The sequence below is a fragment of the Pseudoalteromonas sp. 31A1 genome (genome assembly GCF_011378815.1).
GTDB classification, from domain to species: Bacteria; Pseudomonadota; Gammaproteobacteria; order Enterobacterales; family Alteromonadaceae; genus Pseudoalteromonas; species Pseudoalteromonas arctica.
In genome coordinates, this window is the sequence record NZ_WTKY01000008.1 from 45,642 (window position 1) to 71,154 (window position 25,513).

At 41.0% G+C, this 25,513-nt stretch carries 26 protein-coding genes; 16 read left to right on the forward strand and 10 right to left on the reverse strand.

Translation table 11 applies throughout. The features are described from left to right. Nucleotides 1-328: 328 nt before the first annotated feature. Nucleotides 329-571: a YdcH family protein gene (locus GQR52_RS09740; protein WP_002958856.1), complete on the forward strand. Its 243-nt coding sequence runs from the start codon at nucleotides 329-331 to the stop codon at nucleotides 569-571. Nucleotides 572-633: 62 nt separating this feature from the next. Here GQR52_RS09740 and GQR52_RS09745 read toward each other — a convergent pair whose 3' ends face one another. Both GQR52_RS09745 and GQR52_RS09750 read right to left on the reverse strand, forming a co-directional pair. After that, nucleotides 634-990: an antibiotic biosynthesis monooxygenase gene (locus GQR52_RS09745; protein ID WP_165728291.1), complete on the reverse strand. Its 357-nt coding sequence runs from the start codon at nucleotides 988-990 to the stop codon at nucleotides 634-636. After that, on the reverse strand, nucleotides 990-1,820 hold the full coding sequence (locus GQR52_RS09750; protein WP_165728292.1) for an SDR family NAD(P)-dependent oxidoreductase: 831 nt from the start codon (nucleotides 1,818-1,820) through the stop codon (nucleotides 990-992). Before GQR52_RS09750 ends, GQR52_RS09745 begins: the two co-directional genes overlap by 1 nt. 267 nt (nucleotides 1,821-2,087) lie before the next feature. Here GQR52_RS09750 and galE point away from each other — a divergent pair, with 267 nt between their 5' ends. The 7 genes from galE (at nucleotide 2,088) to glpD (ending at nucleotide 11,105) form a co-directional block, all read left to right on the forward strand. Further along, nucleotides 2,088-3,101 (forward strand): UDP-glucose 4-epimerase GalE, encoded by a 1,014-nt coding sequence (gene galE / locus GQR52_RS09755; protein ID WP_165728293.1) that lies wholly within the window; start codon nucleotides 2,088-2,090, stop codon nucleotides 3,099-3,101. A gap of 1 nt (nucleotide 3,102) precedes the next feature. After that, the gene (locus GQR52_RS09760; RefSeq protein ID WP_165728294.1) at nucleotides 3,103-4,167 is read left to right on the forward strand and encodes a UDP-glucose--hexose-1-phosphate uridylyltransferase; all 1,065 of its coding nucleotides are present in this window, start codon (nucleotides 3,103-3,105) and stop codon (nucleotides 4,165-4,167) included. Then, nucleotides 4,157-5,305 (forward strand): galactokinase, encoded by a 1,149-nt coding sequence (gene galK / locus GQR52_RS09765; protein WP_165728295.1) that lies wholly within the window; start codon nucleotides 4,157-4,159, stop codon nucleotides 5,303-5,305. The genes GQR52_RS09760 and galK overlap by 11 nt, the downstream gene beginning before the upstream one ends. A gap of 19 nt (nucleotides 5,306-5,324) precedes the next feature. After that, nucleotides 5,325-6,329 carry a Gfo/Idh/MocA family oxidoreductase gene (locus GQR52_RS09770; protein ID WP_165728296.1) on the forward strand — a complete coding sequence of 335 codons (1,005 nt, stop codon included), beginning with the start codon at nucleotides 5,325-5,327 and terminating at the stop codon, nucleotides 6,327-6,329. 29 nt (nucleotides 6,330-6,358) lie between these two features. Further along, on the forward strand, nucleotides 6,359-7,681 hold the full coding sequence (locus tag GQR52_RS09775) for a dienelactone hydrolase family protein (protein ID WP_165728297.1): 1,323 nt from the start codon (nucleotides 6,359-6,361) through the stop codon (nucleotides 7,679-7,681). Nucleotides 7,682-7,888: 207 nt separating this feature from the next. Then, nucleotides 7,889-9,385: a glycerol kinase GlpK gene (gene glpK, locus GQR52_RS09780; RefSeq protein WP_032826852.1), complete on the forward strand. Its 1,497-nt coding sequence runs from the start codon at nucleotides 7,889-7,891 to the stop codon at nucleotides 9,383-9,385. Nucleotides 9,386-9,599: 214 nt separating this feature from the next. Continuing rightward, nucleotides 9,600-11,105: a glycerol-3-phosphate dehydrogenase gene (glpD, locus tag GQR52_RS09785; protein WP_165728298.1), complete on the forward strand. Its 1,506-nt coding sequence runs from the start codon at nucleotides 9,600-9,602 to the stop codon at nucleotides 11,103-11,105. Nucleotides 11,106-11,164: 59 nt separating this feature from the next. Here the strand turns inward: glpD and GQR52_RS09790 are convergent, their stop codons facing one another. After that, on the reverse strand, nucleotides 11,165-12,115 hold the full coding sequence (locus GQR52_RS09790) for a 2-dehydro-3-deoxygalactonokinase (protein ID WP_165728299.1): 951 nt from the start codon (nucleotides 12,113-12,115) through the stop codon (nucleotides 11,165-11,167). 3 nt (nucleotides 12,116-12,118) lie between these two features. Beyond that, nucleotides 12,119-12,877 (reverse strand): SDR family oxidoreductase, encoded by a 759-nt coding sequence (locus GQR52_RS09795; protein WP_165728300.1) that lies wholly within the window; start codon nucleotides 12,875-12,877, stop codon nucleotides 12,119-12,121. 186 nt (nucleotides 12,878-13,063) lie between these two features. Here GQR52_RS09795 and GQR52_RS09800 point away from each other — a divergent pair, with 186 nt between their 5' ends. Continuing rightward, nucleotides 13,064-13,765, forward strand: a complete 702-nt coding sequence (locus GQR52_RS09800) for a FadR/GntR family transcriptional regulator (RefSeq protein ID WP_165728301.1) — start codon at nucleotides 13,064-13,066, stop codon at nucleotides 13,763-13,765. A gap of 230 nt (nucleotides 13,766-13,995) precedes the next feature. Here the strand turns inward: GQR52_RS09800 and accC are convergent, their stop codons facing one another. From accC to cutA, 5 genes are all read right to left on the reverse strand, one after another. After that, the gene (gene accC / locus GQR52_RS09805) at nucleotides 13,996-15,336 is read right to left on the reverse strand and encodes an acetyl-CoA carboxylase biotin carboxylase subunit (RefSeq protein ID WP_165728302.1); all 1,341 of its coding nucleotides are present in this window, start codon (nucleotides 15,334-15,336) and stop codon (nucleotides 13,996-13,998) included. A 26-nt stretch (nucleotides 15,337-15,362) separates the two neighbouring features. Next, the gene (gene accB / locus GQR52_RS09810) at nucleotides 15,363-15,821 is read right to left on the reverse strand and encodes an acetyl-CoA carboxylase biotin carboxyl carrier protein (RefSeq protein WP_007580042.1); all 459 of its coding nucleotides are present in this window, start codon (nucleotides 15,819-15,821) and stop codon (nucleotides 15,363-15,365) included. Between the two features lie 40 nt (nucleotides 15,822-15,861). Further along, the gene (gene aroQ / locus GQR52_RS09815; protein ID WP_165728303.1) at nucleotides 15,862-16,314 is read right to left on the reverse strand and encodes a type II 3-dehydroquinate dehydratase; all 453 of its coding nucleotides are present in this window, start codon (nucleotides 16,312-16,314) and stop codon (nucleotides 15,862-15,864) included. 228 nt (nucleotides 16,315-16,542) lie between these two features. After that, complete coding sequence (locus GQR52_RS09820; RefSeq protein ID WP_165728304.1) at nucleotides 16,543-18,372, reverse strand: protein-disulfide reductase DsbD; 1,830 nt, start codon at nucleotides 18,370-18,372, stop codon at nucleotides 16,543-16,545. Then, entirely contained in the window at nucleotides 18,372-18,692 is a 321-nt protein-coding gene (cutA, locus tag GQR52_RS09825; RefSeq protein ID WP_165728305.1) for a divalent-cation tolerance protein CutA, read from the reverse strand. Before cutA ends, GQR52_RS09820 begins: the two co-directional genes overlap by 1 nt. Before the next feature lie 178 nt (nucleotides 18,693-18,870). Here cutA and GQR52_RS09830 point away from each other — a divergent pair, with 178 nt between their 5' ends. From GQR52_RS09830 to GQR52_RS09850, 5 genes are all read left to right on the forward strand, one after another. After that, nucleotides 18,871-19,347, forward strand: a complete 477-nt coding sequence (locus tag GQR52_RS09830; RefSeq protein ID WP_007580034.1) for an FxsA family protein — start codon at nucleotides 18,871-18,873, stop codon at nucleotides 19,345-19,347. 110 nt (nucleotides 19,348-19,457) lie between these two features. Beyond that, nucleotides 19,458-19,745 (forward strand): co-chaperone GroES, encoded by a 288-nt coding sequence (locus GQR52_RS09835; RefSeq protein ID WP_007580032.1) that lies wholly within the window; start codon nucleotides 19,458-19,460, stop codon nucleotides 19,743-19,745. A 48-nt stretch (nucleotides 19,746-19,793) separates the two neighbouring features. Beyond that, nucleotides 19,794-21,440, forward strand: a complete 1,647-nt coding sequence (gene groL / locus GQR52_RS09840; protein WP_165728306.1) for a chaperonin GroEL — start codon at nucleotides 19,794-19,796, stop codon at nucleotides 21,438-21,440. Nucleotides 21,441-21,633: 193 nt separating this feature from the next. Then, the gene (gene rnk / locus GQR52_RS09845) at nucleotides 21,634-22,047 is read left to right on the forward strand and encodes a nucleoside diphosphate kinase regulator (RefSeq protein WP_010555031.1); all 414 of its coding nucleotides are present in this window, start codon (nucleotides 21,634-21,636) and stop codon (nucleotides 22,045-22,047) included. A gap of 200 nt (nucleotides 22,048-22,247) precedes the next feature. Then, nucleotides 22,248-22,679, forward strand: a complete 432-nt coding sequence (locus GQR52_RS09850; protein ID WP_165728307.1) for a VOC family protein — start codon at nucleotides 22,248-22,250, stop codon at nucleotides 22,677-22,679. A gap of 22 nt (nucleotides 22,680-22,701) precedes the next feature. Here GQR52_RS09850 and GQR52_RS09855 read toward each other — a convergent pair whose 3' ends face one another. Beyond that, entirely contained in the window at nucleotides 22,702-24,174 is a 1,473-nt protein-coding gene (locus tag GQR52_RS09855; RefSeq protein WP_165728308.1) for an NAD(P)H-hydrate dehydratase, read from the reverse strand. Between the two features lie 249 nt (nucleotides 24,175-24,423). Here GQR52_RS09855 and gmk point away from each other — a divergent pair, with 249 nt between their 5' ends. Both gmk and rpoZ read left to right on the forward strand, forming a co-directional pair. Then, nucleotides 24,424-25,044, forward strand: a complete 621-nt coding sequence (gmk, locus tag GQR52_RS09860) for a guanylate kinase (protein WP_165728309.1) — start codon at nucleotides 24,424-24,426, stop codon at nucleotides 25,042-25,044. 125 nt (nucleotides 25,045-25,169) lie between these two features. Continuing rightward, nucleotides 25,170-25,445 carry a DNA-directed RNA polymerase subunit omega gene (gene rpoZ / locus GQR52_RS09865; protein WP_007378835.1) on the forward strand — a complete coding sequence of 92 codons (276 nt, stop codon included), beginning with the start codon at nucleotides 25,170-25,172 and terminating at the stop codon, nucleotides 25,443-25,445. Nucleotides 25,446-25,513: the final 68 nt, after the last annotated feature.

The following is a 25,513-nucleotide window of genomic DNA, read 5'->3' on the forward strand; positions in this document are numbered from 1 at the left end:
ATTTTCTCTAGCCAGAGATTCCTTGCAGCTTGAGCAATAATATCGAACCCTAAGCTTTTTACGAGTAGTTAATACTCCTATTTAGGCTGTATACCCCAACAATAAATTATTGACCTCTAAAGTACATGCGTTTATTGATCGCTCTATTAAATACTTTAGTGAAATACCTTACTGAGCAAAATAAACAGATTGTTTGCGCTACATCAAATTAGCGGCTCAATGGTTGAATTATATCTATGTAAGCCCCAGTGTATTATATGAAAGGCAGTAATTCACTTATACAACTCACTTACTTGTGAGCTCATTTATATCCTACTAAGGAGCGAATATGTTAGGCGAAGACCACTCATTAACTAATGACTTTCCAGAGTACTTAAAGACCATTGCCGAGTTAAATGAAAGCGATACTGAATTTGCAAAAAAAGCAGATAAGTACGACAAGCTAGATAAAGAGATTAGAGTGTTAGAGCTCAAAGATGCGCCCATAAGCGATGAACAAATGCATCTATTAAAACACGAACGTACAGAATTAAAAGATTGGCTATACGAGCGCTTGCAGCAAGAGCAGTAATGCAACTAAAAAAAGAGCTCACTGATGAGGTGAGCTCTTTAGATCAACAATGGGTATTTTCTCTAAAACTTTACAAAGCCACCCACAGGTTTCATAAATACACTGCTTGGGCCTGCAAAGGTTTGTGCAAACTCTTCTGATAATTGACTAAATACCGTTACTTTATCCATATCAACTACGCTTAAAAATAGTGGGCCACTTTCGCCCCAACCAGCAAGATGCGCTTTAGCAGCATCTTCATCTTGGTAACGCTCGTAAATATGTACATTGTGCTTGTCTTCACTTACTGCCCACTCATACACTAAAGTGCCCGCTTCACTTTTAGCCAAAGTAACTAATTGCGCCATTACCAATAAAAATTCATCGTATTTACCTTCTTTAATTTGGCCTTGTACTGTCCAGGTAACATGATTTTTCATTATGCTTTACCTAATTTAAGCTGTGCTAAAATGCTGTCTAACGTATCTACTAGTTGTTGATTTTTAGCATTATCAAGTGCATCAACATGAGGAGGCGCAAAGCGTCCTGTATCGTTATCAAAATACAGGCCTGCGGCATCTTTAAATTCATCACTAAGCGCTGCGCGACAAAAAATATTTGCGCCAATTTTTAAATCCCCGCCATCTATACCGTAAGCGTCTTTTACCATTTTACTTCCCAGTAACGATTTAGGGTTTACCGATACAACTAATGGCCCAGTATCTTTAAGCTCAAGCCCTAAATGACGTGACCACATAGTAATAGCCAATTTACTTTGTGCATAAGCCGCACTATCAGAAAGTTCAGTGTTACCCATAAGTGCATTTAAGTTAACGCTTGATTGCGCAGCTGATGACACATTAACCACTCGCGAATTACGACCAAGAACAGGTAACAATAGTTTTGTAAGAAGATATGGCGCAATCGTGTTTACAACAAAGCGAGCATCAAGGCCGTCAATTGTTGTAGCATCAACTAATTGATAAACGCCTGCATTATTAATTAGCACGTCGAGCTGGTTATTATTTTCGGCCAAGTCGGTTAATACAGTTTGTGCCAAAGTTTGAACTTGGCTCATATCGCTTAAATCAGCAATATAAGTATGTGTACTTGCATTTGGGTATTGCTTGGTTAAAGCTGTTTGTAGCGCATTGAGCTTTGCTTGGCTGCGGCCATGTAATAATACGGTGTGACCTTGTGCTAATAACATCTTTGCAGTTTCTAGCCCAATGCCATCGGTAGCACCGGTAAGTAAAATTGTTTTGTTCATGTTGATCTCTCCTTACTTTATTTTCGCTATATTAGCATCCCGACTTACTGCTGATAATTAGGCCAATAGTTGAATCAGTTTATAGAATTAATTGATAAAGCTAAGCCTATGTTAGTTAATATAAAAGCATTCCTTTAAAAGGCAGGTAAGTGTTTAAGCTGAATGTTTTTTATGCTTTTATTTGAATTACCCAGCAATCATAACTATTGTTTTTAAACCCCCTTAATAGTAGTATTTATCATATAAATGCACTTTTCGAGAAATAACATGAGAGTTTTAGTTACTGGCGGCATGGGTTACATAGGTAGCCACACATGTATTGCATTGCATGAAGCAGGTATTACGCCTGTTATTTATGATAACTTGTCTAATGCAAGTGCGCGGGTACTTGACCAACTCGAAAAGATTACAGGTACTCGGTTTGAGTTTATATTGGGTGACATTCAAGACGAGCAACAATTTAAACTCGCCCTAAAACATACTAAAGCCGAAGCTGTTTTTCACTTTGCGGCTTTAAAAGCCGTTGGCGAATCAACTGAGCAACCACTGCGTTATTATCAAAATAATGTGTCGGGCACATTAAGCATGCTACAAAACATGCAAGATGAAGGCGTTAACCATATTATATTTAGCTCATCGGCTACGGTGTACGGCGAGCCAGACTACCTCCCTATTGACGAAAAGCATCCTATACGCGCAACTAACCCTTATGGTTGGACTAAAGTTATGGTTGAACAAGCCATGCAAGATGTATGTAATGCCAACAGTCAATTTATGGGTATTGCGCTTCGTTACTTTAACCCAGTAGGTGCACACCCAAGTGGTTTATTAGGTGAAAGCCCTAATGGTATTCCTAATAACTTAATGCCATTTATTGCTCAAACTGCAGTAGGCAAACGCGACGTGGTTAATATTTTTGGTGACGACTACGACACCGAAGATGGCACAGGCGTGCGCGACTATATTCATGTTTTAGATTTAGCGAAAGGTCATGTTGCGGCATTTATGCAGCATAAAACAGATACCGCCTTCCATGCTTACAACCTAGGCACAGGGCAAGGTTATTCTGTGCTTGATATGATCAAAGCATTTAGCGCATCAGCCAATAAAGATATTCCTTATCAAATTGCACCGCGCCGAGCAGGTGATATTGCCTGTAACTACGCCGATGCCACAAAAGCGCAAAACACACTTAACTGGCACGCAGAACTAACACTTAGCGACATGACAAATGACACATGGCGCTGGCAAACTAATTACCCAAGTGGGTTGGAGAGTTAATATGGCTTTATTAGAAAGTACTCACAGGCGTAAAAATCCGCTAACGGGTCGTTGGGTATTAGTGTCACCACATCGTAATAACCGCCCATGGTTAGGCGCAACAGAAGCCGTTAACGAAAACGTATTACCAAAACATGATGACAGCTGCCCACTTTGCCCAAGTAATACCCGTGCAAATGGCGACAGTAACCCTGATTACAAATACACACACGTATTTAGAAATGACTTTGGCGCATTAACGCCTAATGCCAGCGAGCAATTACAAAGCTTAGAATCAGACAGCGATTTATTTATTGCCGACGAAGCCAGTGGCGAATGCCGCGTAATTTGTTTTTCTCCAGAGCATAATAAAACACTACCAGAGCTTAGCCAAAACGCATTGCACGAAGTAGTAAAAACCTGGAAACAAAATTACACAGAGCTTGCACAGCAGTACGAATGCGTACAAGTTTTTGAAAATAAAGGCGAGATCATGGGTTGTTCGCAACCTCATCCTCACGGCCAAGTATGGGCTCACTCGCATTTATCAACCGAAATAGAAGCCGAAGATAACCAGCAGCTTGCCTATTATAAAAAGCATGGCACAGCCATGCTTGCCGATTACGCGCAAAAAGAACAAGCAGATCAAACACGTGTTGTATTTGAAAACGAACATTGGCTTGTTGTTGTGCCATTTTGGGCAGCGTGGCCGTTTGAAACAATGCTAGTAACTAAAGACAATATTCAAAACTTTAGCCAGCTAAACGATGCGCAAACCGACTCTTTAGCACAAGCACTTAAAGTATTAACCACTAAGTACGACAACGTATTTAATTGTAGCTTCCCGTATTCTATGGGATGGCACAATGCACCGGCTAACAGAGGCTCTGATGAGCAACATTGGCGTTTGCATGCACACTTTTATCCGCCGCTACTTCGCTCTGCTACTGTTAAAAAACACATGGTAGGCTACGAAATGCTAGGCGAAAGCCAACGCGATTTAAGCGCAGAAACCGCTGCTTCTATTTTAAAAGCAGCCAGTACAACACACTATAAAGATACAGCAGGACACACAGATGAAGCTTAACGAATTCCAACAACAATTTTTGTCACTGTATGGCGCGCCTGCTCAAGGTATTGCAGCAGCACCGGGGCGTGTAAACCTCATTGGCGAATTTACCGACTACAACGACGGTTTTGTTTTACCGTGTTCGTTAGAGTTTCGTACCCAAGTAATGTTTAAAGAGCGCGACGACAATATTATCACTGTGCATTCTTTAAATTACCCAGGCGAAAAAGACAGCTTTAGCGTTGATGAAGAAATCACTGAAGGCCAATCGCAATGGGGTAACTACATTCGTGCTGTTACTTACGTTCTTAAAAGAGCGGGCTACACACTGCGCGGCGCCGACCTACTTATTGACAGCAACTTACCGCAAGGTAGTGGCTTGTCGTCATCGGCCGCACTAGAAGTTGCTGTAGGCGGTATGTTTAACCATATTGCACAGCTTGGTTTAAGCGAAGAAAAAATTGCATTGCTAGGCCAAGAAGCCGAAAACGACTTTATGCATTGCCAATGCGGCATTATGGATCAGCTTATTTCAGCTAAAGGCGAAAACGGTCATGCGCTATTAATCGACTGTGAAAACCTAGCGACTAAATCAGTAAAAGTACCGGATGATTTAAATATTGTTATTGTTAACTCTAACTACCCACGTAAATTGGTAGATAGCGAATACAACCAGCGCCGTATTGATTGCGAACAAGCTGCTGTAAAAATGGGTGTAAAAACACTTCGCCAAGCAACCATGACTGGCCTGCAAGCAGTAAAAGCGACATTAAACGAAAACGAATACAAACGTGCACACCACGTAATTAGCGAAAACGACCGTGTAATCGCAGCAACAACTGCACTACAAAATAATGATATGGATGCACTTCGTACGCTAATGGCTGCATCGCATCAATCGCTTAAACACGATTTTGAAGTAACCGTACCTGCAACCGATGGCCTAGTAGAAATTTGTAAAGAAGCGATGGGCGAGCTTGGCGCAGTTCGTATGACGGGTGGCGGCTTTGGTGGCGCAATTGTATGTTTGTGTCGTGATGCTGAAGTACCACTAATTAAAGCAGCGGTAGAAAAGCATTACTTTGAACGCTTTAATTTAAATGCTGATATTTACGTATGTTCAGCGGGTTCAGGATTACAAATTACGTCTTTTTAAATAAACTTAAGGAATAAGCATGGCAAAGGTTAATTGGGGAATTATTGGGTGTGGCAATATAGCTCACACCTTTGCTAAAAGCATTGCGCATTGTAGTGATGCACAGCTTATTGGCGCTGCATCAACGAGTATGCAGCGCGCTAAAGAATTTGCCACACCGTACAATATTCAAGGCTACGAGAGCTATCAAGCACTTATTCAATGCCCAAACATTGACGCTATTTATATTGCCAATACGCACGATCAACACTTTAAAACAATAGCCCAATGCTTAACACACAATAAGCACGTGCTAAGCGAAAAACCAATTACCGTTAATGCTAAGCAATTGCAAAACCTCACTGAGCTTGCAAAACAACAAAACTGCTTTTTAATGGAAGGCGTTTGGATGCGGTTTTTACCAGCCATAGTAAAATTACAACAGCTCCTAAGTGAAGGTGTTATTGGTAATGTGCACAGTGTTAATGCCAACTTTAGTTTACCTGGCAGCTTTGCCGACACTCACCGATTAATGAACCCTGTAAAAGCCGGTGGCGCCCTGCTCGATTTAGGTATTTATCCTATTTCGATTGCTGATCTGGTATTTAATAAAGCCCCTGAACACATCAAATCCTTTGTATATAAAAGCACAACCGGCGTTGATGAGCGAAGCACTGCTATAGTTGATTACGGTAACGGGCAATTTGCATCTCTTGCTAGCGCACTGCAGCAAAATGGCCCAACAGAAGCATGTATTAATGGTGAGCTTGGCTATATTCGAATACCTCAGTTTGTAGGTGCAAAAACGCTAGAGCTACACATAAACGACCAAGACCCGCAATACTTTGAATACGACTTTAGCGACGATGAAAATTTTAAGTTTGAAATTGCACATGTCACGCAGTGTATATTACAAAAACAAACCCAAAGCAGCGTGTTGCCCCTCGGTACTAGCTTACGAGTTATGAACATAATGGATACCTTACGAGCACAATGGCAGTTGCAATATAGCAATGCCGTCGAGTCGGCTGAACTGACTAATTAAAAAATAAAAATACACAACAAGGACACACAATGACACACACACTCAAGGCGCTTTCAAAAGCCATATTACTTGCTACGTGCAGTTTATCTGCCAGTGTAGCTGTTGCTGAATCTAATAAACCAGAACAGCTATATCCTCCAATCACTAGCGAAGTACTGCCAGAGCTTGCAGCTAAAGGTAGCTACAATGTAGGTGTGCAAACACTTGATTTAGTTAACCCTGCGCAATTTGACCCCGCTACACAAGGCCAAAAAGATCGTCCTTTAAAAGTAGAAGTGTGGTATCCGGCTGCAAATACGGCAAAAGCGCCACTTACCAGCTACAAAGATGAAACTCGCTCAGGTAAAGAGTTTACTTTGCAAGCCGATGCAATGCGTGATGTCGCCATTAATAATAAAGAACACTACCCTGTGATAGTGCTTTCGCACGGTTATACCGGTTACCGTACAATTATGTACTACCTTGGCGAGCATTTAGCGTCGCACGGTTACATTGTGGTAGCTATTGATCATACTGACTCAACCAATGCCGATGTTGATTTTAAAAACGCGCCATTCTCTGGCTTTTTTAGCACGCTTGTAAATCGCTCACGCGATCAGCAGTTTGTTATTAATTACTTTAATGAGCAAAACAACTTTGCAAGCAAGCAAGTAGACAACAAAAGCGCAGGCGTAATTGGTTACTCAATGGGTGGCTATGGCGCTGTAAATACGATAGGTGGTTGTTACGCTTTTAATGAGCAAACAACGGCTATGTTTACGGGTATGAAAGACCCTGTTCAAATTGAAAAAGTACAGCAATTACTAAACAGCTGCGCTGGTGGGCAATATCAAAACCCAAAAGTAGACCCACGTATAAAAGCGATGGTGGCCTTTGCACCATGGGGCGGACAGCACGCTATATTTGATGCCAAAGCAATGGAAAATATTAAAGTACCTTCGCTTTATGTAGCCGGTAACTTAGATGACATTTCTGGCTATGAAGGTATTAAAAACCTTTATAACCAAACAGGCAGCAAAGATAAGTACATGCTTACTTACAAAAATGCACGCCATAATATAGCACCACACCCAGCCCCTGCTATTGCACAAAGCAGCAGTGAGCTAGATATAGGCCATTACTACGAGCCTTCGTGGTCTATGCGTACACTAAACGAAATCAACAAACACTTTGTACTTGCCATGATGGATTGCCACGTAAAAGGCATAGCCAGCGAGTGTAAATACTTAGATTTACCACAAAACGGCGACCAAGCTGTTGTTGATGGTAAACCGCTGCCACAGTGGCGCGGGTTTGATAATCGCTTTTCTACCGGTATGGATTGGCAACAAGCTAAACCTCACACCAAGTAATAATAAACTTTAAGCGGCTGTTTTAATCAATAGCCGCATACGCCCTTAAAATAATGCAAAAATAAAACGCCTTTTATATAAAAGAGTTACCAGAAAATATTAGCGTGTTTATTTTTTAATCTGCTATTTTAAGAAAAAACCATTGCCATTAACTTCGGTTAAAGGCAATCTAGTCATATATAAGATAAGATAAATAACACAAATATCATGTCCAAATACATACTCTCAATTGATCAAGGAACCACAAGCTCTCGGGCCATCTTGTTTACAAAAGATGCAGACGTTTTTGGTACAGCACAACAAGAATTTTCGCAGCATTTTCCACAAAATGGTTGGGTAGAACACGACCCTAACGATATTTGGCAAACAGTGCTTAGCACTAGCCGCGAAGTGTTAACTAAAAACGATGTAAAGCCTGAAGAAATTATTGCCATTGGTATCACCAACCAGCGCGAAACCACTTTAGTGTGGAACAAAAAAACAGGCAAAACAATTTATAACGCTATTGTATGGCAAGACCGTCGCACCAGTGATTATTGCGAAAGCCTAACAACTGATGAGCTTTGCCAAACTATAAGCGAAAAAACAGGCTTATTGCTCGACCCTTATTTTTCGGCCACTAAAATTCGTTGGATTTTAGATAACGTTGAAGGCGCACGCGAACAAGCCCTTGCAGGTGAGCTCGCCTTCGGTACGGTTGACACTTACCTACTTTGGCAGCTAACAGGCGGCAAAGAGCACCGCACCGATGCAACCAACGCGTCACGCACCATGTTATTTAATATTCACACCCAGCAGTGGGATCAAGAACTTCTAGAGTTATTCGATATTCCAGAATCTATGCTACCAGAAGTAATGGATTCAGCTGACGAGTTTGGTTCAACCAGTGCTGACATTTTTGGCGCGCCAATTCGTGTTTGTGGTATTGCAGGCGATCAACAAGCTGCGCTTGTTGGCCACGCATGTTTTGAACAAGGCATGGCTAAAAGTACTTACGGTACTGGCTGTTTTTTAATGCTTAACACTGGCGAAAAAGCACTGACCTCAGAAAACCGCTTACTGACCACTGTTGCTTATAGATTAAACGGCAAGCCAACTTACGCCATTGAAGGCAGTATATTTATGGCTGGCGCAACTATGCAGTGGATTGTTGAAGGCTTAAAACTACTTAGCCATGCTGGCGAAAGCGAGTCGATGGTTAAAGATGTACCGCTCGATCATGGTGTATTTTTAGTGCCTTCGTTTACGGGTTTAGGCGCTCCTTATTGGGACCCTAATGCACGTGGCGCTATTTTAGGCTTAACACGCGACTCAGGTATTAGCACCATAGTTGCCGCAGCGCTGCAATCAGTTGGTTACCAGACCAAAGATTTACAAAAAGCGATGGAGCGTGATGGTCTTCGCCCAAGTGTGCTTCGTGTAGATGGCGGTATGGTAAAAAATAATTGGGTTATGACCTTTTTATCAAACATTTTAGGCGCAACAGTTGAGCGCCCAACTGTGACCGAAACCACTTCTTTAGGCGTAGCATATTTAGCTGGCTTACAAACAGGTGTGTACGAGTCGACTGAGCAGTTATCTAAAATGTGGACATGCGACCGTCGCTTTGAGCCAACCATGAGTGCCGACGAGCGTAACGATCTATACGCAAAATGGCAGCACTGCGTAGCTCAAGTATGCTTAACGAATAAAAACTGCCCATAGTAAATACTAAGTGGTTAAGGCTAATACTTTAACCACTTTGCTTTTTTAACTTAGCTAAATGCTAGATTTAAAAAGCATGCTTTACTGCTTTAAATTGAAAATGGATTGGCGTCAAAATTAACGAATAAAAATCTGGGTTTTCTATTGTCAAATGAAAACAGCAGCTTTATGATGCTTATGTCTTATTTATATTACAAATAAAAAGGTTAGCTCGGTGGAATTAGCAGATAACGAATATGACTTACTAGTCATCGGTGGCGGTGTAAACGGCACTGGAATAGCAGCTGATGCAGCAGGCAGAGGATTAAAAGTACTCTTGTGCGAACAATCAGACCTTGCCTGTGCAACATCTTCAAACAGTTCTAAGCTGATCCACGGTGGTCTGCGCTACCTTGAGCATTACGAATTTAGATTAGTAAAAGAAGCCCTAGCAGAGCGAGAAGTGCTACTTAAGAACGCACCTCATATTATGTGGCCGCTAACCTTTAGATTGCCGCATCAAAAGCATTTACGCCCTGCGTGGATGATTCGCATTGGTTTGTTTATGTATGACAACCTAGCGAAACGCGAAACACTAGCGGGTTCTCGAAGCATTAAATTTGGCGAAAATAGCGTTTTAGAACCCTCTATTACCAAAGGGTTTGAATACTCTGATGGCTGGGTTGATGATTCTCGCTTAGTCGTTTTAAACGCCCTTGCAGCGCAGGAAAAAGGCGCCGTTATTACCACACAAACTAAGTGTATAAATGCTAAACGTGAGCAAGGTAAATGGCAGGTAACGCTTGAGCAGCAAAAGAGCAAAGCCAAATACAGCATTTCTGCCAAAGGCATTGTAAATGCTGCGGGCCCTTGGGTTGCTAAATTATTTGATGAAGCGCTAGCAGAAAAATCACCACAAAATATTCGCCTTGTAAAAGGTAGCCACATTGTAGTGCCGCGCATTCACGATGAGAAACAAGCTTACATTTTACAAAATAAAGATCAGCGTATTGTGTTTGTTATTCCGTTTGAAGATGACTTCTCACTTATTGGCACAACCGATGTAGAACACAAAGGCGAAGCGCAAGACGTTAAAATTAGTGATGAAGAAATTGATTACTTAATTGATATTACTAATACCTACTTTAAACAACCGATTAAACGCGAAGACATAGTACATACCTTTTCAGGCGTACGCCCATTACTTGATGACGAATCAGTTAATGCACAAGCCGTTACTCGCGATTATAAATTAGAGCTTTCTAGTGATGCTAAGCAAACACCTCTACTGAGTGTGTTTGGTGGAAAAATTACAACTTATCGCAAACTTGCCGAAGCTGCGGTTAATAAGCTTGAAGACTTTTACCCACAAATGAGCAAAGCGTGGACCAAGCATAGCTCGCTCCCTGGTGGTGATTTTAGCTCTGTAGAAGCACTTAAATCAGAGCTAAAAGCAAAATACGAATGGCTACCTGAAATAACACTTAAACGCTTTGTACGCACTTATGGTACTCGTGCTAAAAATATATTAGGCAGTGCAACTGGGTTGAGTGATTTAGGCCAAGATTTTGGCCATGGTTTATTTGCAGCAGAAGTAGATTACTTGCTAAATGAAGAGTGGGCAGAAAACGCATACAATATTTTATGGCGCCGCAGCAAATTAGGACTACGTTTTAATGAGGCACAAGTTGCTGCGCTTAATGATTATATTGAGCATAACCAAGCAGCTAAAAGCGCTTAACTATTAAGTTATAATAGCTTCCTGTTAACCCCTTTATAATTTAATTTTTATAGAGGGGTTTATTTTTTTGACTCTAAATTAAATAAATAATTAAAGCCGCTTAGTGTGGCTGCTTTTATATCAAACTCAACACACTTCACACCAATTTGTTTAAGCGCTGTAGTAAAGCATTTATTTAGCTGCTTTGTACCAATTACCACAACTTGTGTATCACTCAATAATTGCCACTCGCTTGCATGTCGTGCAGCTCGTACATCGCTGCCAATTAACACGCCCGACAAATAAGCTTTGGCTTGAACTGGCGATAACTCTTTTGAAAGCTGACGAGTACGCACGCTAAAAATACCATGTGCCAAGTTACCGCTATCGCTGCCTAAAGTAAGCTCACAACCTTGCTCAAATGCCTTAAAGTCAAACTCACCCTCTGCACAGTCGTTAGGTATTAATACACTTTGATGGCACAACAAATCATACAACTCACCGGTCATGGCTGTTTTAAAGCAAATGATTTCACCATTGTTTATAAGCACCCATTTGGTATGTGTACCCGGCAAACAGAGTAATATTTTACCTTGTTGATACTGTGGATTTTGTTTTAAAAAGCCGAGTATTTGCAGCTCTTCGCCGCGCATTACATCAAATAAGCCATTTTGCAGCGTACATTTTGTACCTGGGAATGCCTTAATAATATGCCCATCGCAATCAAAGCTAATAGCCGCATTAAGGAGTTCTTCGGGATTAATTGGGCATTCTAAATAAGGGGTTTTGTGCCAGCCAATACTTGAGGTAATTTGCCCTGCAATATATATAGGTAAACTGCCATATTGTTGCTTCCACACAGCAATAGTGTCTATTAAGGTTTGTTCAAAATTTTGATTCGCCTTAACCACACCTGGGCCATCACGCTGTGCTAATAATTTAAGTTTTGACTGTGCTTGTACTTCGCACAAATAAGCGCGTAAATGACTTGTGCCCCAGTCAACGGCAATAAAAAGAGATGAAGTAGCCAAACTTTACAGCCTCCCACCGTCAATTTTAATACTTTGCCCGGTAATCATACTGCTTTCATCGGCGGCTAAAAAGAGTGCCAGATTAGCAACATCTTCAGGTGTTACTAATTTTTTAAGCGCCATGGCTTCCATCCACTTAACTTGCTCTTCCTCGGTAAACCAACTTGCTAGCTGACGGTCGGTGGCAACCCACCCTGGTAAAATAGCGTTAACGCGAATACCAAACTCGCCATAATCGCGTGCAAGTGCCTTAGTCATACCAATTAACCCTGCTTTTGCTGTTACATAACCGGCCATTTGTGGCTGACCCATAATCGCGTTAATAGAGCTAAAATTAATGATACTGCCCGCCTTATCATCTTTCATAAAAGACATAGCAACTTGAGAAGCAAAAAAAGCAGGGTTTAAGTTTATTTGTAAGCACTGATCCCAGTCTTGCACTGTAACGTCTTCGCTTGCTTGGCGGCGGTCGTTCGCTACATTATTAATTAATATATTTATTGCACCAAAAGCGGCGCATGCATCTACAAGTGATTGCTGAAGTGCATGCGAGTCAGTAACATCCACTTGTCTGTACCATAATTTTGCATCGGGTAATTCGCTAATAAGCGACTGTGCAGCCTTATCATCAATATCAATAAACGCTACTTTTGCATTTTGGTTTACAAAGGATTTAACCATTGCTCTGCCAATGCCTGATGCACCACCGGTAATAAAAACAACTTTGCCAGAAATACTATGATATTGAGCTAGGGTGTCCAAATTAAACTCTCCAAACAACAACTTACAATAGTGTTTTGCTTATTAAAAACGCCAATAGACGTTATAAAGAACCAAAACGCTGTGCTAAAATAATTAGCCAATTAAAACTTTATATCATATCCTTAAGTACATTAATATGATATATGATATATAATAAAGCAATATATCAACTCGGAATCCTGCGCAATGAAAAGCCAACCTCGTCAAAATTTAACACAACAATTAACCCACGATTTGGGTTTTGCTATTGTGCGTGGTGTTTACCCTGTAAGCGAAGGCCTGCCTTCTGAAGCCGATTTATGTATAAAATACGATGTGAGTCGCAGTGCTACTCGCGAAGCCGTAAAAATGCTCTCTGCTAAAGGACTTATTTCATCTCGTCCTAAGCAAGGTATTCGCGTACTACCAGAAAGTAGCTGGAATATGTTTGACACCGACGTACTGCGTTGGATTTTAAGCAGTAAGCCATCTTTATCATTATTAAAAGAGTTTACTCAAGTACGTGTTGCGCTTGAGCCACAAGCAGCCGCGCTTGCAGCAGTAAATGCCACTGCTGAACAGCTCGCTGAAATTGATAACGCCTTAGCTCGTATGGCTGAAGCTGACGAAGGCTTGGACGACCCACTAGAAGCCGACATTGCTTTTCATACCAGCATATTAGTGGCCAGTAACAATCGCTTTTTTGTACAGTTAACTGAGTTTATTAGTACAGCCCTTAGAGTAAGTATCCGCTATACAAACCACATTAAAGGTGTACCGGGCGCAGATGTTGCTAAGCACGCTGATATTTTAGAGACCATAAAGTCACGCGATCCTGAGCGCGCTAAAAAAGCAGTAGAAACAATTTTAGAAGAAGCACTACAGTTAATTGAATCTAAATTAGTGTAATGTTGGTTCAACATATTATATAAATATTGAGTCCATCGAATTTACTCTTTGCAGTATATTTTATGGACTTTTTTATTGCCTATAAGACTTAAATTACAGGATTACAGGATTACAGGATTACAGGCATTAAAAAATCCGATATCAGTCACCTGATATCGGATTTTTAATTATTTAAATCAGATTAATAACTCTGGTTATTAACTGAGATAAAACACCTTTTTAGGCTCGAATTATAATCCTAATTTCTTCTCAAGATAGTGGATGTTAGTACCACCATTTTTGAAGTTTTCATCTGCAAGAATTCTCTTATGCAAAGGAGTATTAGTTTTAATTCCGTCAATTACCAGCTCGTTAAGTGCATTGCGCGCGCGAGCAATAGCTACGTCACGGTTTTCACCGTAAGTAATTAACTTACCAATCATTGAATCGTAATGTGGTGGAACCGTGTAGTCAGCGTAAATATGGCTGTCCCAACGAATACCTAAACCACCAGCAGGATGGAAACGTGTAATTTTACCCGGTGAAGGAATAAACGTTTCAGGATCCTCAGCATTAATACGACACTCAATAGCATGACCACGAATAACAACGTCGTCTTGAGTGAATGATAAAGGCTGACCCGCTGCAATTTTTAATTGCTCTTTCACTAAATCGATACCAGTAACCATTTCAGTTACAGGGTGTTCAACCTGAATACGTGTATTCATTTCGATGAAGTAAAACTCGCCGTTTTCGTATAAAAACTCAAACGTACCTGCACCGCGGTATCCAATTTCGATACATGCACGTGTACAGCGCTCGCCAATGAATTTACGCGTTTCAGCAGTAATTCCTGGTGCTGGCGCTTCTTCAACTACTTTTTGGTGACGACGTTGCATAGAACAATCACGTTCACCTAAATGTACTGCATTACCTTGGCCGTCGGCTAATACTTGAACTTCAATATGGCGTGGGTTTTCAAGGAATTTTTCCATGTAAACCATGCTATTACCAAAGAATTGCTTAGCTTCTTGCTGTGTTAATGCAATTGAATCAATAAGTTCAGATTCGCTGCGAACAACACGCATACCACGACCACCACCGCCACCAGCGGCTTTGATGATTACCGGGTAACCGATACGCTTAGCGATTTGCATGTTGCGTTCTTTATCATCTGATACTGGACCGTCAGAGCCAGGAACACATGGAACGCCTGCTTTACGCATTGCTGCAATAGCAGACACTTTATCACCCATAAGGCGAATAGTGTCGCCACGAGGACCGATAAATACAAAACCACTTTGCTCAACTTGGTCGGCAAAATCAGCATTTTCTGCAAGGAAACCGTAACCAGGATGAATCGCTACAGCGTCAGTTATTTCAGCCGCAGCAATAATGCGCGGAATATCTAAATAACTTTCAGTTGCTGATGGTCTACCAATACAGATGGTTTCATCTGCAAGCAATACATGCTTAAGATCGCGATCTGCCGTTGAATGCACAGCAACCGTTTTGATCCCAAGCTCTTTGCAGGCGCGCAATATACGAAGTGCAATTTCACCTCGGTTTGCAATGACTACTTTATCTAACATTAGAGTTGGCCTTTTAGGTTACGCTATTATTCAATGATGAATAGAGGTTGATCAAATTCTATTGGCTCGCCATTTTCAGCTAAGATAGCTCTTACTGTACCGGCTTTATCTGATTCAATTTGGTTCATCATTTTCATAGCTTCGATAATACAAAGTGTATCGCCAACTTTAACTTGCTGACCAACTTCTACATATGCTGGCGCTTCTGGAGAAGCCGCAGAGTAAAAAGAACCAACCATTGGTGATTTAACTTGATGACCAGTAGGTTCTGCTGGTGCTGCTGCTTCAACAGCTACAGGAGCCGCTGCAACTGGTGCTGCTGGCGCTGGTGCATATTGCTGTGGAGCAAATTGCGGGTAACCTGGGCCTGCACTCATGTTGTTACGGTTAATACGTACTGATTCTTCACCTTCAGTGATTTCTAGCTCAGCAATACCTGATTCTTCTACTAATTCGATAAGCTTCTTTATCTTGCGAATATCCATTACACGACCCGCCTGTAAGTTGTTTGTGTGTTAATTTAAATTAAATTGCGCTTTGCAACCGGTTAACAGCGGCGTTTAATGCTGCCTGATAACCCATTGCACCTAATCCACATATTACGCCTTGTGCCACATCAGAAAAATACGAATGATGACGAAAGGCTTCACGCGCGTGCACATTACTTAAGTGCACCTCAAAAAAAGGAATATCAACACTCAACAGTGCATCACGTAATGCGACGCTAGTATGCGTAAATGCAGCAGGATTAATTATTATGTAATCAACCGCTTGCCAAGCATTGTGAATTCGTTCGATGAGTGCTTGCTCACTATTACTTTGAAAATGCGTTAACTCAACATCTAGACTATTAGCAGCACTGGTTAGCTCCTCCATAATCTCACTTAGCGTCTGAAAACCGTATTTATCCGGTTCACGTTTACCAAGCATGTTTAAATTTGGACCATTTATAACTAAAAGGTTTAATTTTGCAGCCATAATACGCGATATATCCTATAAGTAATGAGTTAAGCGGTTACTAACTAGTTTTTCACTTTTAAGTAAGCAGAAAAAGCAATGTAGCAACAATTTCTCACGTTAACCAACTATTATAGTGATTTCGACGTAAATAGCAGCAAAATACTGGTCTTATCAGTGTCGTGGGTACAAATATAAGAAGAATTAAGAAGGTGCCACTTAGTCAATTCAAGTGGCACTATTGCACTATTATTGTGCGCTGGCGCGCACAACTGCTAGGTGTTTAGCAAAGTCCTCAGCATTTAAAAAACCCGTTACGCGCTGCGTACTAAGCTCTTGTCCTTGAGTATTAAAAAACAAAATACTAGGTAAACCAAACACCGTGTACTCTTCCATTAGCTCAATTGTTTTATTATCACTCTCAGTTAAATCAATTTGAATAAGCTGATAGTGGCTAAACTCACTTTGCACTTTGGCATCAGGAAAGGTGTAATGTTCAAACTCTTTACACGCCACACACCAGTCGGCATACAAATCGACCATAACCATTCGACCTTCGTCGTTTGCTTGTGCAACTGCTTCTTTTAGTTCTGCTAAATCAGCAACCTGTTTAAACTCATTATTTTGCGAGCTTACCTGTACAGATTGTACTGGCCAAAAATAGTTTTTAGTTAACGTAAAGCCTGTAATAACTAATAGAGTTGCAGCAAACCATAATGCAGTTTTCAACTTGCTTTGTGTCTGGCTACTTTGCCAATGATGTAAGTACAGTGCTGTTGCTAATGCAAGCACACCTGCCATTAATAATATAATGTCGGCGCTTACTAGTCGCTCAAGTAATATAAGCGGCACAACGAGCATCACAAAACCAAACAAGGTTTTAACTTGCTCCATCCAACCACCCGCTTTAGGCAGTAGTTTACCGCCAGATGTACCAAGTAATAACAATGGTAATCCCATACCTAAACTAAGCACGTACAGTGTTAAACCACCGACTAAATAATCACCACTTTGCGCTACAAATAAGAGCGCCGCCGACAGTGGCGCAGTAGTACAAGGTGATGCTATTAATCCCGAAAGTACACCCATTAAAAATACGCCAACGTAGTTGCCGCCTTTTTGGTTGTTACTTACTTGGGTTAGCTTGCTCATCATACTGCTTGGCAGTTTAATTTCGTACCAACCAAACATCGACATAGCGAGCAATACAAATAATAAACTAAAGCTGATTAACACAAATGGATGTTGTAAATACCCCTGCACTTGCCCACCAAGCGCAGCAACAACTAAGCCAAGCGCTGCATAGGTAACTGCCATGCCTTGTATATATACAAACGACAACGCAAACGCTTTTTTAGTTGAAAGGTTTTGCTGACCCGCAATTAAGCTCGACAAAATAGGAAACATTGGAAATACGCACGGCGTAAAAGCAAGGCCTACACCAACAGCAAAAAATATGAGTAAATTAGTTATTAAACTCTGACTGGCTAATTGCTCAGTAAAAGTCAGTTCTTTTTCGGTATCATCCGAATTTGTTGTAGGTTCAGTCGTTGGCTCGTTGAGTGCTGCAAATGTACTTTGCGCTGTTGCCGCTTCATCTGTAGCGCTATTTTGATCTACATTTTTAATCTGTGCGCCACTAATTACACTAAGTGGAATGCTAATCACTTCTGGTGGATAACAAAGCCCTGCTTTTGCACAGCCCTGATAGCGAACTTTAACAACCGCTCCCTCAGTAATATTACTTAACTTACTAACAACGCTCGCGGTATTAAAAAAGACTTCTGTTTTACCAAAAAATTCATCTTCAATAATTTCGCCACTACCCGAGTCACCTACTTGAATGTTTGCGCCCTTGGCAATGATTTCTATTTTCTTTTTATATAAATAATAGTCTGACGCTATATCCCAACCTACAAACAAGGTGCTGCCTTGCTGATCAAAGTCAAATACAAACGCTTGGTCTACAGGTAAAAAAGTGTGTTGAGGAGGCCCAAGTAGATCACCAAGCACATTATTAGTCGCAGCCTTTACAGGTACGGTTAATAATGTAACCAACAATAAAAAGAAAAAACGCATTAATTCAGTACCTCGTCCATCCAATTAAAATACGCCAAATTTCCCGTAGAAACTTCTACAACCTGAATCTCTGGCACTTCGTAGCTATGTAGCTCTTTTATTGTTAAAAACACATCGTTCATTTTGTCTGCTTTCGTTTTTATAAGTAGTTTGGCTTCAGTTGCTTCTGCCACTTCGCCTTCCCACATATAAACAGAGCCCATGTTAGATAAAATATTTACACAAGCTGCTAGCTTTTTTTCTACCAACGCCCTTGCTAGGCTGCGTGCTTCTGCTTCGTCTTTGCAGGTCGTAAAAATCATTTTAAAATGCGTAGTCATTATGAACCTATACTTATTTAACAGTGTCTAGCTTCATAGTATCTGATAGCCGATACAATGTGTAGACGCTAAAATATCAGTAAAATGACGATACCTATGCCCTAACCTTGAAAAGAGACCTCGTCACCCTCATTTATATTTCATCAACTCTTTTGAGTGTCATTATTTAGAGAGCGCTATGTTTAGATTTTTATTTGTGTTGTTTATTATCATCCCTATTATCGAAATCGCCTTGCTGATTCAAGTAAGCGACGTGATTGGCGGATTTGCAACAATTGCACTTGTTGTTATTACTGCGATTTTAGGAGCCAAAATGGTTAAAACACAAGGTATGGGTGCGCTGCAAAATGTACAGGCGCAAATGGCGCAAGGGCAAATGCCAGCCAAAGAATTATTTACCGGAATATGCGTGGTAATTGCAGGTGTATTATTACTTACCCCTGGCATTATGACAGACGTATTTGGATTACTATTATTAACCCCTGCAATTCGTAACAAATTGGCTGCAGGCCTTGCTAGCCAAGCAACTGTTAGAATGAGCGCAGGTATGCAACAAGGGCCATCGCCGTTTGCTGGGCAGCAACATGCTGAACGAGAGCAAGGGCAAATGGAACGACCAACAACTATTGACGGCGAGTATGAGAGAAAAGATTAAAAATTTATCGTTTTTTCTCTTGGAATTTTACACTCCACCCCCATTAATGAATGCAAATTAGAAAAGCTTTTTTCTGTACTGTTCAGAAACTGTTAGGAGAACTAAAAAACATGAACATTCGTCCTTTACAAGATCGCGTAATCGTTAAACGTCTAGAAGAAGAAACAAAATCTGCTGGCGGTATTGTATTAACTGGCTCTGCAGCTGAAAAATCAACTCGCGGAGAAGTTGTAGCCGTAGGTAATGGTCGCGTTTTAGAAAACGGTGACGTGAGAGCGTTAGAAGTTAAAGCCGGTGACACTGTGTTATTTGGCTCATATGTTGAAAAAGTTGAAAAGATCGAAGGTCAAGAGTACCTGATCATGCGTGAAGATAATATTTTAGGCATTGTAGGCTAAACCTACTTTTCGTTTATAAACATTTAAGAATTTAGAGGAATTTAAAACATGGCAGCAAAAGAAGTACTTTTTGCAGGTGACGCACGCGCTAAAATGCTAACTGGCGTAAACATCCTGGCAAACGCAGTAAAAGTTACATTAGGTCCTAAAGGCCGTAACGTTGTACTAGATAAATCATTTGGCTCACCAGTTATCACTAAAGATGGTGTATCTGTAGCAAAAGAAATCGAACTTGAAGACAAGTTTGAAAACATGGGCGCACAAATGGTTAAAGAAGTTGCATCTAAAGCAAATGATGCAGCCGGCGATGGTACAACTACCGCTACAGTACTTGCACAGTCTATTGTTAATGAAGGCCTTAAAGCTGTTGCAGCGGGCATGAACCCAATGGATCTTAAGCGCGGCATCGACAAAGCAGTTATTGCTGCTGTTGCAGAGCTTAAAGCGTTATCTGTTCCTTGTTCTGATACTAAAGCAATTGCACAAGTAGGTACTATTTCAGCTAACTCTGATAAAGAGATTGGCGACATCATTGCACAAGCAATGGAAAAAGTAGGCCGTAACAGTGGTGTTATTACTGTAGAAGAAGGTCAATCACTTGAAAACGAACTAGATGTTGTTGAAGGCATGCAGTTTGACCGTGGTTACTTATCTCCTTACTTCATCAACAGCCCAGAAAAAGGCACTGTTGAACTAGATAACCCATTTATTCTACTTGTAGATAAAAAAATATCTAACATCCGCGAATTATTACCAACATTAGAAGCGGTTGCTAAAGCAAGCAAACCACTACTAATCATCGCAGAAGACCTTGAAGGCGAAGCACTAGCTACATTAGTAGTTAATAACATGCGCGGTATTGTTAAAGTATCAGCAGTTAAAGCACCTGGTTTTGGCGACCGTCGTAAAGCAATGTTACAAGATATCGCTGTATTAACTGGCGGTACTGTTATTTCTGAAGAAATCGGCTTAGAGCTTGAAAAAGCAACAGTTGAAGACCTAGGTACAGCTAAGCGCGTAATTATCACTAAAGATGATACAACAATCATTGATGGTGCTGGTGAAGAAGCGGGTATTAGCGGTCGTGTTTCACAAATTAAAGCACAAATCGAAGAAGCAACATCAGACTACGATAAAGAGAAACTACAAGAGCGCATGGCTAAATTAGCTGGCGGTGTTGCAGTAATCAAAGTAGGTGCTGCTACTGAAATGGAAATGAAAGAGAAAAAAGACCGCGTTGAAGATGCATTAAATGCAACTCGTGCAGCGGTTGAAGAAGGCGTAGTACCTGGCGGCGGCGTTGCACTTGTACGTGCAGCTAGCAAGCTGGTAGATTTAGTTGGCGACAACGAAGATCAAAACCACGGTATTAAAGTTGCACTTCGTGCAATGGAAGCACCACTTCGTCAAATCGTAACTAACGCTGGCGAAGAAGCATCAGTTGTAATTAACGCAGTTAAAGGCGGCGAAGGTAACTTTGGTTACAACGCAGCAACTGGCGAATACAACGACATGATTGAAATGGGTATCCTAGATCCAACTAAAGTAACACGCTCTGCATTACAGTTTGCAGGGTCTATTGCGGGTCTAATGATCACTACTGAAGCAATGGTAGCTGAAATCCCAAAAGATGAAGCTGGTGGCGCTGATATGGGTGGCATGGGCGGAATGGGTGGCATGGGCGGCATGATGTAATCATCCCCTAAACACCTAGCTCAAATAAAAACCCAGCTTCGGCTGGGTTTTTAGCTATTGGGCACAAATAAAGTAAAAGCCACAGGTGTGGCTAATTAATAAAATGACTTCGCGTATCCCTTTGCTTCTTAAATGCATGCCAAGCCATACTCAGAGTTAATTTTATTTATTAAAAATTATTAAGGATATTAAGATGAATAAAAAACCTGAACTAATCATCTCATCACTCGATGCAGATAGATTGTATGACTTAATGGAATCATTGCCTGCAGGTAGCTTTGCTAACAAAGAAGAATTGGAAGCTGAACTGGCACGAGCAACAATAGTCGAACCTAAAGATATGCCATCGTCAGTTGTAACGATGAACTCAACTGTAAACTTTATTGTTGAGTCTTCTAAAGAAGAATTTACGTTAACCTTGGTGTACCCAAAGAACAGTGACTCTAGCGGCGATAAAATATCGATATTATCACCCGTTGGTAGCGCATTACTTGGGCTAAACCAAGGCGACGAAATTGAGTGGCCTAAACCGAGTGGCGGCTTAATAAAGGTAAAAATAAAAGAAGTAACCTATCAACCAGAACGTGCTGGTGAATTACACAGATAAACACTTTATGCACTTAGTACTAAAAAATCGATTTAAAGTAAACCCAGCCTCAGCTGGGTTTTGCTTTTTATTATAAAGCAGATTGATACTGTTTAATTTATACCTATAACTAAGTTACATATTGGGGGCATATACCCTGCGTAATCATTTACTAATATGATAAAAAGCACATTTATTTAATAGTACGGAGTGAGCTAAACATGACTAACGTTCAACAGCATATCGGCAGCATTGCATTAGTTGTTAAGGACTACGACGATGCCATTGAGTTTTATACTCAAAAGCTTAACTTTGAGTTAGTGGAGGATACTGATTTAGGAGAGGGTAAACGCTGGGTGTTAATTTCACCTCCAAATTCAAACGGGGCTAGTTCAAATGGGACTAATTCGAGCAGGACTAATCTACTGCTTGCTAAAGCCACAACACCCGAACAGATCAGCGCTATTGGTAATCAAACGGGTGGGCGCGTGTTTTTATTTTTGCATACCAATGACTTTTGGCGAGATTATAATTTAATGCTTTCTAAAGGCGTTACATTTAACGAAAAGCCTCGAGTAGAACCCTATGGCACCGTAGTGGTTTTTGAAGACCTATATGGTACAAAGTGGGATTTACTGCAGCTTAATAGTTAGTTATATAGAGTGGCGCTTAAACTCACGTCACTTTATTAACTAACTCTCTGACAATTGAAAATAAATCACTGGGTAGCATTCCCCTTTGCCCGTCTCGCTCACTGGCGATATCACCGGCTCTAGCATGCAGTGTTACACCATAGAGTGCTGCTTCATCAATAGTTAAACCTTGAGCAAGTAAGGCACCAATAATACCAGTAAGTACATCGCCACTGCCGCCAACGGCCAATGCCGGGTTGCCATCTTCACATACCCACGTGTGCTGGGCATTATCTATTAATGTTCCTGCGCCTTTTAATACACAAGTCGCGTTATAGCGTTTAGCGCAAAGGCGGGCATAATTAAAGCGGTCTGATTCTATGTCGCTGGTGCTAACACTTAGCAGTCGCGAAGCTTCGCCGGGATGTGGAGTAAGTACGCATTGCTCTAACGTGTATGATGAAGCTTTCTTAGCCAGTAAATTAAGGGCATCTGCATCTATAACCAATGGCATTTTATTGTTTTGGCAATATTGCATTACTTCATCGAATGTTTGTTGTGCCCACTCGTCTTGCCCAAGCCCTGGGCCAATAACAACGCAGCTTGCCCACTCTAGCGCTTGATGTAAGTTATTACTGCTTACCATAAGTTCTGGTCTGCCAATACTAATAGGCGTTATTGAGCTTTCGTGTGTATACACTCTTACCATGCCAGCACCCGTTCTAAGAGCTGCTTCACTACTTAACCTAATTGCACCTGCAGTACCTTGATTGCCACCAATACATAAAAGTTTACCGTGGCTTCCTTTGTGACTATTGATTGCCCGCGTGGCTATTCCTTTAAAGCTATTGATATTAATCAGAGTACCTGATGATTGAGCAATACGAATAAACGCATCGCCAATTGCTAAGTCATCAAATACTAACTTACCGCTATATTGTTTACCTGCCGTCGTTGTCAGCCCTTGCTTAATACCCACAAAAGTAACGGTTGAAGTCGCTTGAACTGCACACCCTAAAGGTTGCCCTGTATTCGCCTCAATGCCTGATGGAATATCAATGCTTATTACGGGCTTACCACTGTTATTTACCGCTTTAATTATGCCCGCAAAGTTATCGCGCACGGTGCTTTTAAGGCCAGTACCAAGTAGAGCATCAATAACGATATCGCACTCATTAAGAGCATCTTTTGTAAAATGAGAAACCACCCCACCCGCTTCTACCCATAGCTGCTGCGCTTTTGCAGCATCACCGGTTAATACTTTATTAGGCTCAGCTGCGCATACTGTTACCTCTTTACCTGCTTGCATAATAAGCCTAGCTACAACGTAACCGTCTCCAGCGTTGTTACCATGGCCAACAATGACTAATGTATGCTGTTCAAATAACTGCCATTGCTTATATACAGCCTCGCCTGCACGCTGCATTAGGGTAAATAAATCACAATGACTATTTTTAGCCGCTAAAGCTTCATTGTCTCTTACTTGTTGTGCGGTAAATAAGGTTTTATTAAGCATAGAGGCTCCTTTACTAGGTGATACCTCACCTTATCAAATACTTATATCTAGCGGCTAGTTCTGTTGACGAATTTAAACTGCAATTTTATTTAAAGTCTAACTTAGTAAAACACTGCCACTTCAATTTGAGCATGACTCACTTGAGCACGTCTAACTTGAGCAAGGTGAGCTAATTAAAGTACAATGCAGTTAATTAAAGGCTTGGTTTACTTGTAATCCAAGCCTGTTTATTTTTAGGTAGAGAAAAGCATGGCACAAACTCGCGGTAACTTATTTATTTTGTCAGCCCCTTCTGGTGCTGGTAAATCAAGCTTAATCAATGCGTTATTAAAAAAACACGCTGACATGAAAGTATCTGTATCACATACAACTCGCGCCCCTCGCCCAGGTGAAGAAAATGGCGTGCATTATCACTTTGTATCTACAGACGAATTTAAAGCGCTTATTGCCAAAGATGACTTTTTTGAATGGGCTCAAGTATTCGATAATTACTACGGCACATCAAAGCAGGCTATTGAGTCGCAACTTGATGCGGGTATTGATGTGTTTTTAGATATTGATTGGCAAGGCGCTCAGCAAGTGCGCAAAATTATGCCAAGCGTACAAACTATTTTTATTCTACCGCCTTCAAAAGAAGAACTAGAACAACGCTTAAATAACCGTGGCCAAGATTCGGCTGAGATTATTGCCTCTCGTATGGCAAAAGCACAATCTGAAACATCACATTATAATGAATACGACTTTGTAATTGTTAATGATGACTTTGAGGACGCACTTGCCGACATAGAAATGATTGTAATGGCTCAGCGCTTAACACTAAAAGCGCAAGAAGATCGTCATCAAGTTTTACTAAATAGTCTGCTTAAATAATTTAAGCCTACTTAAATTAGGCTTAGGCAAGTAAAACTGATAAAAATTGAACACTGGCTATTGGCGAAAGTGGCTCCTTGGAGTAAACTACGTCTTTGCTTTTAAATTATTTTTGGAGTACTGTGATGGCCCGCGTAACAGTTGAAGATGCAGTAGATGCAGTTGGTAATCGTTTTGACTTAATTTTAGTTGCGGCTCGTCGTGCCCGCCAAATTGCTGTTGGTGGTAAAACTCCACTAGTAGACCCTGAAAACGATAAGCCAACGGTAGTTGCTTTACGTGAAATTGAATTAGGTTTAGTTGATAGCGCTTCAATGGACTTAATTGACCGTGAAGAACAACAACACCAAGAAGCAGCAGAATTAGCTGCTGTTGCTGCCATTGTTGGTGGCAACCAATAATCGACCTCCCGGTCTGATTTAGCCAACGGCGCAGTATTTCTACTATAGCCGTTGGCAATCCTTTCATT

Excerpts from the sequence above, each read along its gene's own strand:
- groL (WP_165728306.1), top strand. The coding sequence starts at position 19,794 with ATGGCAGCAAAAGAAGTACTTTTTGCAGGTGACGCACGCGCTAAAATG.
- gmk (WP_165728309.1), top strand. The coding sequence starts at position 24,424 with ATGGCACAAACTCGCGGTAACTTATTTATTTTGTCAGCCCCTTCTGGT.
- GQR52_RS09745 (WP_165728291.1), bottom strand. The coding sequence starts at position 990 with ATGAAAAATCATGTTACCTGGACAGTACAAGGCCAAATTAAAGAAGGT.
- rpoZ (WP_007378835.1), top strand. The coding sequence starts at position 25,170 with ATGGCCCGCGTAACAGTTGAAGATGCAGTAGATGCAGTTGGTAATCGT.
- galE (WP_165728293.1), top strand. The coding sequence starts at position 2,088 with ATGAGAGTTTTAGTTACTGGCGGCATGGGTTACATAGGTAGCCACACA.
- GQR52_RS09740 (WP_002958856.1), top strand. The coding sequence starts at position 329 with ATGTTAGGCGAAGACCACTCATTAACTAATGACTTTCCAGAGTACTTA.
- GQR52_RS09830 (WP_007580034.1), top strand. The coding sequence starts at position 18,871 with ATGTTTAGATTTTTATTTGTGTTGTTTATTATCATCCCTATTATCGAA.
- GQR52_RS09835 (WP_007580032.1), top strand. The coding sequence starts at position 19,458 with ATGAACATTCGTCCTTTACAAGATCGCGTAATCGTTAAACGTCTAGAA.
- GQR52_RS09770 (WP_165728296.1), top strand. The coding sequence starts at position 5,325 with ATGGCAAAGGTTAATTGGGGAATTATTGGGTGTGGCAATATAGCTCAC.
- GQR52_RS09760 (WP_165728294.1), top strand. The coding sequence starts at position 3,103 with ATGGCTTTATTAGAAAGTACTCACAGGCGTAAAAATCCGCTAACGGGT.
- accB (WP_007580042.1), bottom strand. The coding sequence starts at position 15,821 with ATGGATATTCGCAAGATAAAGAAGCTTATCGAATTAGTAGAAGAATCA.
- cutA (WP_165728305.1), bottom strand. The coding sequence starts at position 18,692 with ATGACTACGCATTTTAAAATGATTTTTACGACCTGCAAAGACGAAGCA.
- GQR52_RS09800 (WP_165728301.1), top strand. The coding sequence starts at position 13,064 with ATGAAAAGCCAACCTCGTCAAAATTTAACACAACAATTAACCCACGAT.
- rnk (WP_010555031.1), top strand. The coding sequence starts at position 21,634 with ATGAATAAAAAACCTGAACTAATCATCTCATCACTCGATGCAGATAGA.
- galK (WP_165728295.1), top strand. The coding sequence starts at position 4,157 with ATGAAGCTTAACGAATTCCAACAACAATTTTTGTCACTGTATGGCGCG.
- GQR52_RS09850 (WP_165728307.1), top strand. The coding sequence starts at position 22,248 with ATGACTAACGTTCAACAGCATATCGGCAGCATTGCATTAGTTGTTAAG.
- GQR52_RS09750 (WP_165728292.1), bottom strand. The coding sequence starts at position 1,820 with ATGAACAAAACAATTTTACTTACCGGTGCTACCGATGGCATTGGGCTA.
- GQR52_RS09855 (WP_165728308.1), bottom strand. The coding sequence starts at position 24,174 with ATGCTTAATAAAACCTTATTTACCGCACAACAAGTAAGAGACAATGAA.
- aroQ (WP_165728303.1), bottom strand. The coding sequence starts at position 16,314 with ATGGCTGCAAAATTAAACCTTTTAGTTATAAATGGTCCAAATTTAAAC.
- glpK (WP_032826852.1), top strand. The coding sequence starts at position 7,889 with ATGTCCAAATACATACTCTCAATTGATCAAGGAACCACAAGCTCTCGG.
- accC (WP_165728302.1), bottom strand. The coding sequence starts at position 15,336 with ATGTTAGATAAAGTAGTCATTGCAAACCGAGGTGAAATTGCACTTCGT.
- GQR52_RS09775 (WP_165728297.1), top strand. The coding sequence starts at position 6,359 with ATGACACACACACTCAAGGCGCTTTCAAAAGCCATATTACTTGCTACG.
- GQR52_RS09820 (WP_165728304.1), bottom strand. The coding sequence starts at position 18,372 with ATGCGTTTTTTCTTTTTATTGTTGGTTACATTATTAACCGTACCTGTA.